Consider the following 16,177-nt stretch of genomic DNA (forward strand, 5'->3'; position numbering starts at 1 on the left):
CCTACGGTTCGCGGGTGATGAGCAGCAGCGCGCGGTCGTCGTTGACGTCCTTCGCGCACGCCTCGATCAGGTGCCAGGCCGCGCCCTCGAAGCCGGACGCCACACAGCGGTCGGCCTCGCCGGTGAGCCGGTCGATGCCCTCGGCGATGTCCCGGTCCGCGGCCTCCACCAGGCCGTCGGTGAACAGCATCAGGACGTCCCCGGGCCGCAACGCCCCCTTGACCGGGTGGAACTCGGCACGGTCGTACACGCCCAGCAGCGGGCCCTCGCCGGACTTCTCCTCCCACCGGCCGCTGCCGGCGTGCAGCTGGAGCGCGGGGAGGTGGCCCGCCGACAGCAGTTCGTAATCGCCCGAGTCGAGGTCCAGCACCAGGTGGATCGAGGTGGCGAAGCCCTCGTCCCAGTCCTGGCGCAGCAGGTAGCCGTTGGCGGCCGGCAGGAAGCCGTGCGGCGGCAGCGAGCCGAGCAGCCCGCCGAAGGCACCGGACAGCAGCAGGGCGCGGGAGCCGGCGTCCATGCCCTTGCCGGACACGTCGGTCAGGACGACCTCCAGGGTGCGGCCGCCGTGCGTCCGGGCCGCGACGACGAAGTCGCCCGAGAAGGACTGGCCGCCCGCCGGCCGCAGCGCCATCTCGTGGTGCCAGCCCTTGGGCAGCCGGGGCAGGGCGCTCTGCACCCGGATGCGTTCGCGCAGGTCGAACAGCATCGTCCCGCCCCGCCGCCAGGGCACGCCGACCCTGGCGCGGAACTGGGCGATCAGCAGCCCGAACAGCCCGCACGCGGCGACCACCAGGACGGTGCCGGGCGTGACGCGGGCGGCGCCCTCCGGGTAGGGGCCGAGGACGGCGGACTCGACGATCAGGGCGCCGGCGGCCGCCGCGTACAGGGCGAGCAGGCTCGCCGGGCGCAGCAGCAGGCCACCGGCCACGATGGGCAGCACGAGAGCGGCCGGGGCCGCCCACACGGGGTTGGCGATGGTCAGGAGCGTGATCGCCGGGACGGTGAGGAGCAGTCCGGCCAGGGCGATCCAGTCGGAGCCGTCGCCGCGGAAGTAGTCGACGCCGGATTTGCGCAGGCCGACCTTGACCCGGCGGACGGACCTCCGCAGCCGGGCCGGGTACGCGTCCAGTCGTGCGTCTCGGGCCATTGGGCTGGACCTTATCCACCCGGCCGGGCCCCGTGCAGGGGGACCCCTGCGACATTGCGTTCGAAATTGGGTCGCCCCGGTGGTGGAGGCCCTGGTACGCATGGCATATGACGACAGACCTACGCGTGCTGCGTGCGGCCGAATGGGACCACTGGTACGGGCAGTTGGAGATGGCGTTCGGCGGGGTGCCGGAAGGGCCCGAGGAACGTGCGCTGTGGCACGCGTTCACCGAGTGCGAGCGCTCGATCGGCGTCTGGGACGGGGACGTGTGCGTCGGTACGGCCGGGGCGTTCTCGTTCCGGCTGTCGGTGCCCGGTGGCGCGCTGGTACCAGCGGCGGGCGTGACGATGGTCGGCGTGGTGCCGACGCACCGGCGGCGGGGCATCCTCACGTCGATGATGCGGCGTCAGCTCGACGACGTGTTCGCGCGGGGCGAGCCGCTGGCGGTGCTGACGGCGTCGGAGCCGGGCATCTACGGGCGGTTCGGGTACGGGATCGCCACCCGGCAGTTGCGCGCGCAGATCGATACGGATCGGGTGCGTCTGTCCGTACCGGACGGGACGGACGACGTGGCGCTGCGGCTCGTGGCGCCGGAGGACGCGAGCGCCGCGTGCGAGTCCGTGTACGGGCGGCTGGTCCCGCGGCGGCCGGGGATGATCGCCCGCCGTCCCGGCTGGGAGCGGCTGCCGCTGCTGGACCCGCCGGGGAGCCGGGAGGGCGGGTCGCCGCTGAACTGCGTCCTGGCGGAGCGGGACGGCGAGGTGGCCGGGTTCGCGCTGTACAGCGTCAAGCCGGACTGGGAGCCCGCGGGGCCGAAGGGGACGGTGCGGCTGCGGCACCTGGGGGCGCTGGACCCGGTGGCGTACGCGGCGCTGTGGCGGTTCCTGTGCGGGATCGACCTGACCTCGACGCTCCAGGTGGGCAACTGCCCGGTGGACGACCCGTGGCAGCACCTGGTGTCCGACCTCCGGCGCTGCGACCTGCGGGAGCGCGACGGCCTGCACGCGCGGCTGGTGGACCTGCCCGCCGCGCTGGAGGCACGCGCGTACCGGGCGCCGGTGGACGTGGTCCTGGAGGTGGACGACGCCTTCTGCCCCTGGAACACGGGGCGGTGGCGGCTGTCGGGCGATCCCAAGGGCGCGGCGTGCTCGCGTACGGACGACGCCGCGGACCTGGCCCTGTCGGTGCGGGAGCTGGGCGCGGCGTACCTGGGCGGGGTGTCGCTCGCGTCGCTGGCGGGCGCCGGTCTGGTGCGGGAGCTGCGGCGGGGCGCGCTGGCGGAGGCGTCACTGGCCTTCGGCTCGGCGGTCGCGCCCTGGCTGCCTCACGGCTTCTGACAGGCGGGGCACCAGAAGAGGTTGCGGGCGGCGAGGCCGGCGGTGCGGATCGCGCCGCCGCACACGTGGCAGGGCAGGTTCGCCCGGCGGTAGACGTAGACCTCTCCGCCGTGGTCGTCGACGCGCGGCGGGCGGCCCATGGCCTCGGGGGTGTGCTCGGGGCGGACGGTGTCGATGCGGTTGGCGCGTACGCCCTCGCGCATGAGCGTCACGAGGTCGGCCCAGATCGCGTCCCACTCGTCGCGGGTGAGGTCCTCGCCCGCGCGGTAGGGGTCGATGCCGTGCCTGAAGAGGACCTCGGCGCGGTAGACGTTGCCGACGCCGGCGATGACCTTCTGGTCCATGAGCAGGGCGGCGATGGTGGTGCGGCTGCGGGAGATCCGCCGCCACGCCTTGCCGGGGTCGTCACCGTCGCGCAGCGGGTCGGGCCCGAGGCGGTCGTGTATCGCGGCCTTCTCGGGATCGGTGATCAGCGCGCAGGTGGTGGGGCCGCGGAGGTCCATGTACGCGTCGGGGGCGGCGATGCGCAGCCGGACCGTGTCGGTGGGCGGCGGGGCGGGCGCGCCGCCGAAGGTGACCTTGCCGAAGAGGCCGAGGTGGATGTGGACCCATTCGTCCCCGCCGAAGCCCAGGAAGAGGTGCTTGCCATGGGCCTCGGTGGCCTCCAGCACCGTGCCGTCGAGCAGGGCGGCGGCGTCGGCGAACTTGCCCTGCGGGCTCGTCACGCGCACGGACCGGCCGCCGAACCGTTCCCGGTGGTCGGCGGCCAGTCGGTGGATCGTGTGCCCTTCGGGCATCAGGCGGTCGGCTCCTGCGGGTGGTGGGCGGGGATCGCGGGGAGCTCGCCGGTGGTCTCGTACGCCGAGAGCATCTCGATGCGGCGGGTGTGACGCTCCTCACCCGAGTACGGGGTGCTGAGGAAGGTCTCCACGAACTTCGTGGACTCCTCCACGGAGTGCATGCGGCCGCCGATCGCGACGACGTTGGCGTTGTTGTGCTCGCGGCCGAGCGCCGCCGTCTGCTCGCTCCAGGCGAGCGCGGCCCGTACGCCCTTGACCTTGTTCGCGGCGATCTGCTCGCCGTTGCCGGAGCCGCCGATGACGATGCCCAGGCTGTCCGGGTCCGCGGCGGTCCTCTCGGCCGCGCGGAGGCAGAACGGCGGGTAGTCGTCCTGGGCGTCGTAGATGTGGGGCCCGCAGTCGACGGGCTCGTGGCCATGGGCCTTGAGCCACTCGACGAGGTGGTTCTTGAGTTCGAAGCCGGCATGGTCGGAGCCGAGGTACACGCGCATGGGTCCGAGTGTGGCACGCGCGCGGTGCGGGGCGGTTCGGCGGGGCCCTCGCATCACGATCCGGAATCGGGTCTTTCGGCCTCTCCCGTTCTCGTGTTTGCATGCACGGGCTCGTGACCCGAGTGCACCCCAGACGTAAGGAATCGTTCATGACGACGCAGCAGACCCTGCATAAGGAAGGCGGGACGGCCGGCGAACCCGGTACTCCGCAGTCCTCCGACGGTCTCAAGGCGGGGCTCAAGAACCGCCACCTGTCCATGATCGCCATTGGCGGAGTGATCGGCGCGGGCCTGTTCGTCGGGTCCTCCGGCGGCATCGCCAAGGCCGGCCCCGCCATCCTCGTGTCGTATCTGCTCGTCGGCGCGATGGTCGTGTTCGTGATGCGGATGCTCGGCGAGATGGCGGCCGCGAGCCCCAACTCGGGCTCCTTCTCGGCGTACGCCGACCGGGCGCTCGGCCGCTGGGCGGGCTTCTCCATCGGCTGGCTGTACTGGTTCTTCTGGGTGGTCGTGCTGGCGGTCGAGGCGACCGCGGGCGCGGTGATCCTGGAGGGCTGGGTACCGGCCGTGCCGCAGTGGGCCTGGGCGCTCATCGTGATGGTGGTGCTCACCGCCACCAACCTCGCCTCGGTCTCGTCGTACGGCGAGTTCGAGTTCTGGTTCGCGGGCATCAAGGTCGTCGCCATCGGCGCCTTCGTCGTCATCGGCCTGCTGGCCGTGTTCGGCTTCCTGCCCGGCTCCGACAACCCGGGCGCGGGTCTCGCCCACCTCACGGACGCCGGCGGCTTCATGCCGAACGGCGCGGGCGCCATCCTCACCGGCGTCCTGATGGTCGTCTTCTCCTTCATGGGCAGCGAGATCGTCACGCTGGCCGCCGGCGAGTCCGAGGACCCCCGGCGCGCGGTCACCAAGGCCACCAACAGCGTGATCTGGCGCATCGCCGTCTTCTACCTGGGTTCGATCTTCGTCGTCCTGACGCTCCTGCCCTGGAACGACGAGTCGATCGTCGAGAAGGGCTCGTACGTCGCCGCCCTGGACTCCATCGGCATCCCGCACGCCGGCCAGATCATGAACGTGATCGTGCTGACGGCCGTGCTGTCCTGTCTGAACTCCGGCCTGTACACCGCCTCCCGCATGGCGTTCTCGCTGGGCGAGCGCGGTGACGCGCCGAAGATGTTCGCCAGGGCCAACGCCAAGGGTGTGCCGACCGCTGCGATCCTGGCCTCGGTCGCCTTCGGGTTCGCCGCCGTCTACTTCAACTACGCCTTCAAGGACACGGTCTTCGACTTCCTGCTGAGCTCCTCCGGCGCTGTCGCCCTGTTCGTCTGGCTGGTCATCTGCTTCACGCAGCTGCGGATGCGCGGGATCCTGCTGCGCGAGGTGCCCGAGAAGCTCACGGTGAGGATGTGGCTCTTCCCGTACCTGACGTGGGCCACCGCCGCGATGATCACCTTCGTGCTGGTCTACATGGTCTACGACAAGGACAACCGCGAGGTCGTCCTGCTGTCGACGCTGGTCGCGGCGGTCGTGGTGGCCATCGGCGTGGTGCTCGACCGCGTGCGCGGGGCGCGGCTGCGGGGCTGAGTGAACAGTGGTCGCGGTACCCGGCGGTTCGCGTCGGGTACCGGCGGAGGCTCTCCGTGCACACCGCGTGCGCGGAGGGCCTTTTCCATGACCGCGTGCGGCCCCGGCGACGCCGCACGCCGCCGGAGCCGGCCGGGCTCCCCGGCGCGGCCGGTGACGCGGGCCGGTGACCGGGCTCTGCCGCGGCGGGGCGGCCACGACGGGCTCGTACGCCCCGGAAACGGCGAAGAGGCTCGCCCGGGTCACGGTGCGGCAGGACCCGGCGAGCCTCTTCTCGCGGAACGCGGAACTACGGCGTCAGCCCTTCCGGCCGATGGCCTTCCACGCGGTGGGCAGGACGCCCATCGCCAGCGCCGCCTTGAGGGCGTCGCCGATCAGGAAGGGCGTCAGGCCCGCGGCCACGGCCTGCGGCAGCGTCATACCGGTCGCCAGGGCCAGGTACGGCACGCCGACCGCGTAGATGATCAGCGAGCCGAGCGCCATGGTGCCGGCCATCCGCCCCACGGAGCGGTCGGCGCCGCGCCGCGCGAGGGCGCCGACGACGGTGGCGGCGAGCAGCATGCCGAGGATGTAGCCGAAGGACGGCATGGCGTACCCGGACGTCCCCTGGGCGAACCACGGCATGCCGGCCACGCCCGCCACCGCGTACAGGGCGAGGGACAGGAAGCCGCGGCGGGCGCCGAGCGCGGTGCCGACGAGCAGGGCGGCGAAGGTCTGGCCGGACACCGGGACCGGCGAGCCGGGGACCGGCACGGCGATCTGGGCGGCGATGCCGGTGAGCACGGCGCCACCGGCGACGAGCGCGATGTCGCGGGCGCGGGTGGCCGGGAGCAGGTCGGCGAGGACCACTCCGTGGCGGGCGGGGGCGGCGGCAGTGCTCATCGGGACTCCGGCGGGGGCTCAAGGGCGGTACGGAACAGGCTGACCGTAGCCCACGGGTGAACGCCCGATCACCGTCCCCCGACCACAAGCGACCGACGGGGCATTGGTGGGGTTCGCACAAAGAGGCCGGATACACGCCGATCGGCGTGATGCTCGTCACTGGGGAGGCCGGGTGAACGGTCCCTTTTGCGTCGGCGGGGCGCGAGTGGAGAGACTGTGGGGTCCTTCCAATGACGCGAGAGTACGAGTGCCCCATGCCCGATGCCCCGACCCCGCCGCTCGCCCCGGCGCCCGAACCCCTGTCGCACGGGCTGAAGCAGCGGCACCTGACGATGCTCGGCCTGGGCGGGGTGATCGGCGCCGGGCTGTTCGTCGGCTCGGGCGCGGGGATCGCGGTCGCCGGGCCGGGGATCGTGCTGTCGTACCTGATCGCGGGTGCGCTCGCGATGCTGATCATGCGGATGCTCGGGGAGATGTCGGCGGCGATGCCGGCGTCGGGCGCCTTCTCGGTGCACGCGGAGCGGGCGCTCGGCCGGTGGGCGGGGTTCTCGGTCGGCTGGCTGTACTGGTTCCTGCTGGTCGTCGTGCTGGCCGTGGAGGCCACCGGTGCGGCGAGGATCGCGAACGGCTGGGTGCCCGGGGTGCCGCAGTGGGCCTGGGTGCTGGTCTTCATGGTGGTCTTCACGGCCGCCAACCTGGCCGCGGTGAAGAACTTCGGCGAGTTCGAGTTCTGGTTCGCCGCGCTGAAGGTCGGCGCGATCGTGCTGTTCCTGGTCCTCGGGGTGCTCGCCGTCGGCGGATGGCTTCCGGACACGGAGCCGGTGGGCCTGGCGAACCTGACCGGGCGGGGCGGTTTCCTGCCCAGCGGCTGGGACGGGGTCGTCTCCGGGGTGCTGGCGGTGGTGTTCGCGTTCGGCGGGCTGGAGGTCGTGACGATCGCGGCCGCCGAGTCCGAGGACCCGGCGCGCAACGTGGCGCGGGCGGTGCGCAGCGCGGTGTGGCGGATCCTCTTCTTCTACGTCGGTTCGATGCTGGTCATCGTGACGTTGCTGCCGTGGACGTCGATGCGGCCGGGGCAGAGCCCGTACGTCGCGGTGCTGGACGCGATCGGGGTGCCGGGCGCCGGGCAGATCATGAACGTCGTGGTGTTCGTGGCGCTGCTGTCGGCGCTCAACGCCAACCTGTACGGCTCCTCCCGGATGGTCTTCTCACTCGCGGAGCGCGGCGAGGCACCCAAGGGGCTGCTGGCGGTGTCGGAGGGCGGGGTGCCGCGCAGGGCGGTGCTGGCGTCGGTGGCGTTCGGCTTCGTCTCCGTCCTGCTCAATCTGAAGTGGCCGGATTCGGTCTTCCTCTACATGCTGAACGCGGTCGGTGCCGTGCTGTTGTTCGTCTGGAGCCTGATCGCGGTGTCACAGCTGCGGCTGCGGCGGCGGATCGAGCGCGAGGCGCCCGGGCGGCTGACGCTGCGGATGTGGGGCTTCCCGTATCTGACGTGGGCCGCGCTCGCGGCGATGGCGGCGGTCCTGGTGCTGATGCTGCTGGACGACGTGTCGCGGCCGCAGGTGCTGTGGTCGGCGGCGGCCACCGGGGCCGTGCTGGCGGTGGCGTGGGCGCGGGAGGCCCGCACCCGGACCGTGTGAGGATTGTGTGCGCGAACCTTCACTTTGTGTGAGCACGGTGTCCGTATAGCGGGCGGCTGTTCCCTGTGAACGGTGCGCCCGCCCAGACTGTGGGCCGCGCCCTGACCCGTCGGGCGCTACCTCACACCGCACCCCGTCTCAGCTACTGAACAGGGCATGCCCATGTCTCGGACCTCCGCGCCCGCCGACTCGACCCCGGTCGAGCCGGCGCCGGCCGACGCGCCGCTCACGCACGGCCTCAAGCAACGCCACCTGTCGATGATCGCCCTCGGCGGTGTCATCGGCGCCGGCCTGTTCGTCGGCTCCGGCACCGCCATCGCCGCCGCCGGGCCCTCGATCGTCCTCGCGTACGCGGTCTCCGGCGCGCTCGTGATGCTGGTGATGCGCATGCTGGGCGAGATGTCGGCGGCCAACCCGGCGTCCGGCTCCTTCTCCGTGCACGCCGAGCGGGCCATCGGGCCGTGGGCCGGCTTCACCGCCGGCTGGTCGTTCTGGTTCCTGCTCTGCGTGGCCGTGGGCCTGGAGGGCATCGGCGCCGCGAAGATCATGACGGGCTGGTTCCCGGGAACGCCCGAGTGGGCCTGGGTGGCCCTCTTCATGGTGGTGTTCTGCGCGACCAACCTGGCGGCCGTGAGGAACTTCGGCGAGTTCGAGTTCTGGTTCGCCGCCCTCAAGGTCGGCGCGATCGTGATCTTCCTCGGCATCGGCGTCCTGGCGATCGCGGGCCTGCTGCCCGGCACGGACGCCCCCGGCACGGTGAACCTCACCGGGCACGGCGGTTTCATGCCCAGCGGCTCCGAGGGCCTGATCGTCGGCCTGCTCGCCTCCGTCTTCGCGTACGGCGGTCTGGAGACGGTCACGATCGCGGCGGCCGAGTCCGAGCACCCGGTGCAGGGCGTCGCCAAGGCCGTCCGTACGGCGATGTGGCGGATCGGCGTCTTCTACATCGGCTCGATGGCCGTGGTGGTCACCCTGCTGCCGTGGACCGACGAGGCGGTCGCCGCCAAGGGCCCGTACGTCGCCACGCTGGAGCACCTGGACATCCCCTACGCCGGCCAGATCATGAACGTCGTGGTGCTGGTCGCCCTGCTCTCCGCGATGAACGCCAACATCTACGGCGCCTCCCGGATGGCCAACTCGCTGGTGGCCCGCGGGCAGGGGCCGAAGGCCCTCGGCAGGATCTCCGGTGGAGTGCCGCGCGTCGCGGTCCTGATGTCGTCGGTGATCGGCTTCGTGTGCGTGCTGCTCAGCTACTGGCGCCCCAACGACGTCTTCCTCTGGCTCCTCAACATGATCGGCGCGATCATCCTGGTCGTCTGGATCTTCATCGCGGTCTCGCAGCTGGTGCTGCGGCGCCGGCTGGAGCGCGAGACGCCCGAGAAGCTGGTCGTGCGGATGTGGGCGTACCCCTACCTGACGTACGCGGCGCTGGCGGGCATGGCGGCGGTCTTCGTGCTGATGGCCCGCGAGGAGGGCACGCGCGACCAGCTGTACGCCACGGGCGCGCTGACGCTGGCGCTCGCGGTGGGCGGCTACGTCCTCCAGGTGACCCGCAAGGAGTCCGCGAAGGTCTGACGGTGACGGTGGGAAGGGCCCCGGCGCGTCGTGCGCCGGGGCTCCTCCTTTTGCGCGGTCCGGTGCGGTACGGCAGGTGAAACCTGGCCGCACGGGGGGTGAACCGACCCGGTGGCGCCACCGCCGGGGGCCTAGCGTCCGGGGCCATGAGACGACGCTCGGTACTCCTCGCGGCGGGCGCCACCGCCGCCGCTTCCCTGTCCGCCTCCCCCGCCCGCGCCTCGGCGGCCCCGGGGCCACTGGTGATCGGCCACCGGGGCGCGGCCGGCTGGCGCCCGGAACACACCGCCGCCTCCTACACGTACGCCGTCGAGACCGGCGCCGACTGGATCGAGCCCGACCTGGTCGCGACCCGGGACCACCACCTCGTGGTCCGCCACGAGAACGAGATCTCCGGCACCACGGACGTCGCCCGCCACCCCGGGTTCGCCGGGCGCCGCACCACGAAGACCGTCGACGGACGGGCCGTCACCGGCTGGTTCACCGAGGACTTCACGCTCGCGGAGCTGAAGACCCTCCGGGCGGTCGAGCGGCTGCCCCTGGTACGGAACAGGAACACCGTCTTCGACGGCCACCAGCAAGTGCTGACGTTCCAGGAGGTGGTCGACCTGGCGCGGCGGCTGTCCCGGCGCCACGGGCGGACCGTCACGGTCTTCCCGGAGACCAAGCACCCGGCGTACTTCCGCTCCCTCGGCCTGCCCCTGGAGCCGGTCCTCGCCGCTTGCGTGCGCCGCAACCGGCTGGGGCCGCGCGAGTGCGTGATCCAGTCCTTCGAGCCGTCGAGCCTGCTGCGGCTCGCCGCGGAAGGGCTGGGCGTGCCCCTCTGGCAGGCCCTCGGCACCACCGGCGGCCCGTACGGGCACCCCCTGACGTACCAGGACATGTCGACCCCGGCCGGGCTGCGGGCGATCGCCCGTTACGCGCGGTGGATCGGGCCCGACAAGTCGTCCCTGGTGCCGCCCTCGACGCTGGTGGCGGACGCCCACGCGGCGGGGCTCAAGGTGGGCGCCTACACCTTCCGCGCCGAGAACCGGTACCTGCCGGCCGAGCTGCGGCGCGGCACCGACCCGGACGCCTTCGGGGACGCCCTGGCCGAGTACGACCGGCACATCGCGCTCGGGTTGGACGCGGTGGTGACCGACTTCCCCGATCTGGCGGTGTTCGCCCGCGACGCGCGTCCCCGGACGAAGGACTGATCAACAACCCCGGCTTACTGCTGCTAGCCTGCATTTGCATATGGTTCGCAATAAGCAGCAGTCGGAGGGCTCGGACATGGCGATCTACACACTCCCTGAACTTCCGTACGACTACGCGGAGCTCGAGCCGGTCATCGACCCGCAGATCATCGAGCTGCACCACGACAAGCACCACGCCGCCTACGTCAAGGGCGCGAACGACACCCTGGAGCAGCTGGAGGAGGCCCGCGACAAGGAGCAGTGGGGCGCGATCAACGGCCTGGAGAAGAACCTGGCCTTCCACCTCTCCGGCCACATCCTGCACTCCATCTACTGGCACAACATGACGGGCAAGAGGAACGGCGGCGGTGGCGAGCCGCTCGCGGCGGACGGCGTGGGCGAGCTCGCCGACGCGATCGCCGCCTCCTTCGGCTCGTTCGCCAGGTTCAGGACCCAGCTGTCCAAGGCCGCGGCGACGACCCAGGGGTCGGGCTGGGGCGTCCTGGCGTACGAGCCGGTCAGCGGCCGCCTCATCGTCGAGCAGGTCTACGACCACCAGGGCAACGTCGGTCAGGGCTCGGTGCCGATCCTGGTCTTCGACGCCTGGGAGCACGCCTTCTACCTGCAGTACAAGAACCAGAAGGTGGACTTCATCGAGGCGATGTGGGAGGTCGTCAACTGGCAGGACGTGGCGAAGCGTTACGCCCGGGCCAAGGAGCGCACCCCGCTGATCGCGCCCTGACGCACCCGGCGCCCCCGAGACGTCCTGCTCGTGATCGTCTTCTCAACCTTCACCGGGCAGGCGGATGGAGGAAGGCCCCCCGCGAGGACATGACTCGCGGGGGGCCTTCCGTCGGCTCCGGGTGTCAGAGGTTGCTGAAGTCCGGGCCCTGGGTGCGGGTCCGCTTGATCTCGTAGAAGCCGGGGATCGATGCCACCATCAGCGTGCCGTCCCACAGGCGCGCCGCCTCCTCGCCCTTGGGGGCCGGGGTGACGACGGGGCCGAAGAAGGCGATCTGCTCGCCGTCCGCGCCGGGCACCGCGATGACCGGGGTGCCGACCTCCTGGCCCACCTTGCCGATGCCCTCGTGGTGCGAGGCGCGCAGCTCGGCGTCGTAGGTGTCCTTGTCGGCGTACTCGGCGAGGGACACCGGCAGGCCCGCGTCCTCCAGCGCCTCGCGGATCGCCGTCTGGGTCGGGCCCTCGCCCTTGTTGTGGAAGCGGGTGCCGAGCGCGGTGTAGAGCTTGCCGACCACCTCGTCGCCGTGCAGCTGCTGGGCGGCGACGACGACCCGGACCGGGCCCCACGCCTGGGTCTCCAGCATCTCGCGGTACTCCGGCGGGACCTGGTCCAGCTTGTCCTCGTTGAGGACGGCGAGGCTCATCACGTGCCAGCGCACGTCGACCGGGCGGACCTTCTCGACCTCCAGCATCCAGCGGGAGGTCATCCACGCCCAGGGACACAGCGGGTCGAACCAGAAGTCGGCGGTGGTCCTGCTCTCGGACATGTCACTCCTCATGGTCTGCGCAAGTGATCGGCCGTGCTCGTCCCCGGGCACAACGCGGGCGTCCACCGGGGCATTCCCGGGCGCTCCGGGGCGTGCTGCCGGGTGTCAGTTCCGCATGGCAGGATCACTCCTGTACCAACGAGCCACGAAGGAGTGCCGCCCGTGCCCGGTGAGAATCTGTCCCGCGACGAGGCCCGCGCGCGGGCCGAGCTGCTGTCCGTCGACGGGTACGAGGTCGCGCTCGACCTGCGGTCCGCCGTCGGGGGGAGCGAGGCCGAGCGGCGCACGTTCCGTTCGGTGACGACGATCCGGTTCCGCCGCGTCGCACCGGGCGACGCCACCTTCGTGGACCTGATCGCCCCGTCGGTGAACGCGGTGACGCTCAACGGGCGGGAGCTGGACCCGGCGGCGGTCTTCGACGGCTCCCGGATCGCGCTGGACGGCATCGCCGACGAGAACGTGCTGGTGGTGGACGCGCAGTGCGCGTACAGCCGGACCGGCGAGGGCCTTCACCGGTTCGTCGACCCGGAGGACGGCGAGGTCTATCTCTACACCCAGTACGAGCCGGCCGACGCGCGCCGGGTGTTCGCCAACTTCGAGCAGCCGGACCTGAAGGCGCCGTTCCGGTTCGAGGTGGCGGCTCCCGAGGGCTGGTCGGTGTGGAGCAACGGGGTGGAGGAGTCGCGGGACGGCGAGGTCCGCCGGTTCGCCCGGACGGCGCCGATCTCGACGTACATCACCTGTGTCGTGGCCGGTCCTTACCACTATGTGACGGACACCTACCGGCGCGGTGAGCTGGAGATCCCGCTGGGCGCGATGTGCCGCAGGAGCCTGGCGAAGCACTTCGACCCGGAGGACGTCTTCCTGGTCACCAAGCAGGGCTTCGACTTCTTCCACGACAACTTCGACCACCCGTACCCCTTCGGGAAGTACGACCAGGCGTTCGTGCCCGAGTACAACCTGGGCGCCATGGAGAACCCGGGCATGGTGACCTTCCGCGAGGAGTACATCTACCGGGGCAAGGTGACGCAGGCGGCGTACGAGCGCCGGGCGAACGTCATCCTGCACGAGATGGCCCACATGTGGTTCGGCGACCTGGTGACCATGAAGTGGTGGGACGACCTGTGGCTGAAGGAGTCCTTCGCGGACTTCATGGGCTCCTTCTCACTGGCCGAGGCCACCCGTTTCACCAACAGCTGGGTGACCTTCGCCAACAGCCGCAAGGCGTGGGCGTACCGCGCGGACCAGCTGCCGTCGACGCACCCGGTCACGGCCGACATCCGTGACCTGGAGGACGCCAAGCTGAACTTCGACGGCATCACCTACGCCAAGGGCGCCGCGGTGCTCAAGCAGCTGGTGGCGTACGCGGGCCGGGACGCGTTCATGGAGGGCGCCCGCCGGTACTTCAAGCGGCACGCGTACGGGAACACGCGCCTGGACGATCTGCTGTCGGTGCTGGAGGAGACGTCCGGGCGCGACATGCGGGCCTGGTCCCGTTCCTGGCTGGAGACGTCGGGCGTCAACGTCCTGACGCCGGTCGTCACCCATGACGCGGATGGCCGGATCTCCGAGCTCGCCGTGCTCCAGGAGGGCGGCGAACTGCGGCCGCACCGGGCGGCGGTGGGCCTGTACCGGCTGTCGCCCGGAGGGGAGCTGGCGCGGTACGCCCGCGCGGAGGTGGACATCACCGGTGAGCGGACCGTGGTGGCGGAACTGGCGGGGGCGGAGCGGGCGGACCTCGTACTCGTCAACGACGACGACCTCACGTACGGCAAGGTCCGCTTCGACGAGGACTCGCTGGCCACGCTCCGTGCGCACCTGGGCGACCTGACGGACCCGCTCGCCCGGGCGCTGTGCTGGTCGGCGCTGTGGAACCTGACGCGGGACGCGGAACTGCCGGCGCGGGACTTCGTGGCCCTGGTGCTGGCCTTCGCGGGGCGCGAGTCGGACATCGGTGTGCTCCAGATGCTGCACGCCTGGGCGCGGTCCGCGCTGGTGAACTACGCGGCGCCGCAGTGGCGCGAGGAGGGCGGCCGGCTGCTGGCCGGGGGCGCCCTGCGGGAGCTGCGGGCGGCGGAGCCGGGCAGTGAGCACCAGCTGACGTGGGCGCGGTTCTTCGCCGCGGTGGCCGCCTCGGAGGAGGACTTCCAGCTCCTGGAGGGGCTGCTGGACGGCACGGCGAAGATCGGCGGACTGGACGTCGACCAGGAGCTGCGCTGGTCGTTCCTGGAGCCGCTGGCCGCGCACGGCCGGGCGGACGAGGCGGTGATCGCGGCGGAGCTGGCGCGTGACGACACGGCGTCGGGCAAGCGGCACCAGGTGCGCGCTCTGGCGTCCCGCCCGTCGGAGGCGGTCAAGGCGCAGGCGTGGGCGCAGGTCGTCGAGTCGGACTCCCTGTCGAACGCGCTGGTGGAGGCGACGATCGCGGGCTTCGTCCAGCCGTCGCAGCGGGCGTTGACCGCTCCGTACGCGCCGAAGTACTTCGCGGCGATCGAGCGGGTGTGGGCGGAGCGGTCCATCCAGATCGGCATGGACGTGGTGCGGGGCCTGTTCCCGTCGCTCCAGGACGACCCGGCCACGCTGGAGGCCACCGACGCGTGGCTGGCCGCCCACGAGTCGGCCGCCCCGGCGCTGCGGCGGCTGGTCCTGGAGGCCCGCGACGACCTGGCCCGCGCCCTGCGCGCCCAGGCCCGCGACGCGTCGGCGGGCTGACGCCCGGCGCGCCGCCCCGTGCGCACCCGCGCGCCGTCGTGTGCCCGGCCCCCGGCGGTCCGCCGCCCGGGGGCGCGGGTGGTGCGGCGGCGCGAGCGGGTGCGGAGGGGCGCGGGCCGGCGCGGGGGGCGGGCGCGCGCCGGATTCGGGCGCCCGTCCCCTGGTCGTACATTCGTCCGCAGGGCTGGTCGCCGCGCAGGTGGGAGGCGTGATCGGGGTCCCTGATCGGCACTCGAACGCCCGTACTTTAGGACGGGGTCGTCCCGGATTGTCGACGGACGTGTAACAGCGGTTAGCGCCACGGCGTCGGACGGGAACCCCCCGGGCATGACCAACACCCCGCTCTCCCCCCGCCCCCTGTCCCACCTGACCGCCGAGCGCGGCCGGGTGATGTCCGCCGCGCAGTTGCGGGCGCACGGCGTGTCCGCCGCCGAGGCCGCCGCGCAGTGCCGGCCCGGCGGGGCCTGGCAGCAGGTCCTGCCGGGCGTGTACCTGCTCCACCCCGGTCCGCCCACCGGCGGGGAGCGGCTGCGCGCCGCCCTGCTGTACGCGGACCGGCAGCCGCGGCCGTCCGACGCGATGGTCACCGGGCTCGCCGCCCTCGCGCTGTACCGGTTCACGGCCGCGCCGCCGCTGCCGTCGCTGGACCGCGTCGACGTCCTGGTCCCGCGCACCCGGCGGCTGCGGTCCACCGGGTACGTACGGATCGTGCGGGCGGCGCAGGAGATGCCGAGGGCGGTGGAGGTCACCGGCCTGCCGGTCGCCCCGGTGGCCCGCGCGCTGGCGGACGCCGTCGCGCGGATCGACGACGCCCCGACCGTACGGCGGCTGCTGACGGAGGCCGTGCGCGGCGGGCACTGCGAACCGGCGGCGGTGGTGCGCGAACTGAACCGGCTCCGGCTGCTGACCCGGCCGCACGTGGTGGGCGCCGTCGACTCGCTGCTCGCCGAGGGCCGGGCGCTGGCCGAGGAGCGGCTGTACCGGATGGTGCGCGCGCACGGCCTGCCCGAACCTTTGTGGAACGTCGATCTCCGGTTGCCGGGCGGGCCGCACCTGGGCGGGGTGGACGCGTACTGGCCCGACCACTCGGTCGCCGTGGAGCTCGACACCCGTTCGCCGCGCCACGACGACGACGCGACGTGGTCGGAGTACGCCCGCAAGCGCGAGCACCTGGAGCGGCTCGGCATCACGGTCGTCCACCTCACGCCGCGCAAGCTCCGGGACGGCCTGGACCAACAGGCGGTCGTGGTGCGTACGGCCCTGATGGCGGCCGGGGACCGGGCCCCGGCCGCCTACGTGGTGGTCCTGCCGCGGTAGGCGCAGCGGC

The 16,177-nt window shown here is 72.3% G+C and carries 13 protein-coding genes; 8 read left to right on the plus strand and 5 right to left on the minus strand.

Annotated features, from left to right (window positions below; translation table 11 throughout):
• Window position 1: 1 nt before the first annotated feature.
• Entirely contained in the window at window positions 2-1,147 is a 1,146-nt protein-coding gene (locus AC07DW_RS03065) for a SpoIIE family protein phosphatase (RefSeq protein WP_478855858.1), read from the minus strand.
• Window positions 1,148-1,254: 107 nt separating this feature from the next.
• Between AC07DW_RS03065 and AC07DW_RS03070 the strand changes: the two genes are divergently transcribed.
• Window positions 1,255-2,484: a GNAT family N-acetyltransferase gene (locus tag AC07DW_RS03070; protein ID WP_478855859.1), complete on the plus strand. Its 1,230-nt coding sequence runs from the start codon at window positions 1,255-1,257 to the stop codon at window positions 2,482-2,484.
• Here the strand turns inward: AC07DW_RS03070 and AC07DW_RS03075 are convergent.
• Both AC07DW_RS03075 and AC07DW_RS03080 read right to left on the minus strand, forming a co-directional pair.
• The gene (locus tag AC07DW_RS03075) at window positions 2,472-3,281 is read right to left on the minus strand and encodes an Fpg/Nei family DNA glycosylase (RefSeq protein WP_478855860.1); all 810 of its coding nucleotides are present in this window, start codon (window positions 3,279-3,281) and stop codon (window positions 2,472-2,474) included. The two genes, AC07DW_RS03070 and AC07DW_RS03075, sit on opposite strands and share 13 nt — an antisense overlap.
• Complete coding sequence (locus tag AC07DW_RS03080) at window positions 3,281-3,775, minus strand: ribose-5-phosphate isomerase (protein WP_478855861.1); 495 nt, start codon at window positions 3,773-3,775, stop codon at window positions 3,281-3,283. The genes AC07DW_RS03075 and AC07DW_RS03080 overlap by 1 nt, the downstream gene beginning before the upstream one ends.
• A 149-nt stretch (window positions 3,776-3,924) precedes the next feature.
• Here AC07DW_RS03080 and AC07DW_RS03085 point away from each other — a divergent pair, with 149 nt between their 5' ends.
• Entirely contained in the window at window positions 3,925-5,358 is a 1,434-nt protein-coding gene (locus AC07DW_RS03085) for an amino acid permease (RefSeq protein WP_478855862.1), read from the plus strand.
• Between the two features lie 297 nt (window positions 5,359-5,655).
• On the opposite strand, the gene AC07DW_RS03090 is transcribed toward AC07DW_RS03085, so the two are convergent.
• Window positions 5,656-6,240 (minus strand): biotin transporter BioY, encoded by a 585-nt coding sequence (locus tag AC07DW_RS03090; RefSeq protein WP_478855863.1) that lies wholly within the window; start codon window positions 6,238-6,240, stop codon window positions 5,656-5,658.
• A gap of 254 nt (window positions 6,241-6,494) precedes the next feature.
• On the opposite strand from AC07DW_RS03090, the gene AC07DW_RS03095 reads away from it, so the two are divergent.
• The 4 genes from AC07DW_RS03095 to AC07DW_RS03110 all read left to right on the plus strand — a co-directional run bounded on the left by AC07DW_RS03095 (window position 6,495) and on the right by AC07DW_RS03110 (window position 11,372).
• The gene (locus tag AC07DW_RS03095; RefSeq protein WP_478855864.1) at window positions 6,495-7,880 is read left to right on the plus strand and encodes an amino acid permease; all 1,386 of its coding nucleotides are present in this window, start codon (window positions 6,495-6,497) and stop codon (window positions 7,878-7,880) included.
• A 162-nt stretch (window positions 7,881-8,042) separates the two neighbouring features.
• On the plus strand, window positions 8,043-9,455 hold the full coding sequence (locus AC07DW_RS03100; RefSeq protein ID WP_478856047.1) for an amino acid permease: 1,413 nt from the start codon (window positions 8,043-8,045) through the stop codon (window positions 9,453-9,455).
• Between the two features lie 146 nt (window positions 9,456-9,601).
• On the plus strand, window positions 9,602-10,651 hold the full coding sequence (locus AC07DW_RS03105; protein ID WP_478855865.1) for a glycerophosphodiester phosphodiesterase family protein: 1,050 nt from the start codon (window positions 9,602-9,604) through the stop codon (window positions 10,649-10,651).
• Window positions 10,652-10,727: 76 nt separating this feature from the next.
• Window positions 10,728-11,372 (plus strand): superoxide dismutase, encoded by a 645-nt coding sequence (locus AC07DW_RS03110; RefSeq protein WP_478855866.1) that lies wholly within the window; start codon window positions 10,728-10,730, stop codon window positions 11,370-11,372.
• Window positions 11,373-11,496: 124 nt separating this feature from the next.
• Here the strand turns inward: AC07DW_RS03110 and AC07DW_RS03115 are convergent, their stop codons facing one another.
• Complete coding sequence (locus AC07DW_RS03115) at window positions 11,497-12,138, minus strand: mycothiol-dependent nitroreductase Rv2466c family protein (RefSeq protein WP_478855867.1); 642 nt, start codon at window positions 12,136-12,138, stop codon at window positions 11,497-11,499.
• A 162-nt stretch (window positions 12,139-12,300) separates the two neighbouring features.
• Between AC07DW_RS03115 and pepN the strand changes: the two genes are divergently transcribed.
• The gene (gene pepN, locus AC07DW_RS03120; RefSeq protein WP_478855868.1) at window positions 12,301-14,850 is read left to right on the plus strand and encodes an aminopeptidase N; all 2,550 of its coding nucleotides are present in this window, start codon (window positions 12,301-12,303) and stop codon (window positions 14,848-14,850) included.
• A gap of 327 nt (window positions 14,851-15,177) precedes the next feature.
• Window positions 15,178-16,167: a hypothetical protein gene (locus tag AC07DW_RS03125; RefSeq protein ID WP_478855869.1), complete on the plus strand. Its 990-nt coding sequence runs from the start codon at window positions 15,178-15,180 to the stop codon at window positions 16,165-16,167.
• Window positions 16,168-16,177: the final 10 nt, after the last annotated feature.

It is taken from the genome of Streptomyces sp. NPDC045701 (assembly GCF_056432045.1).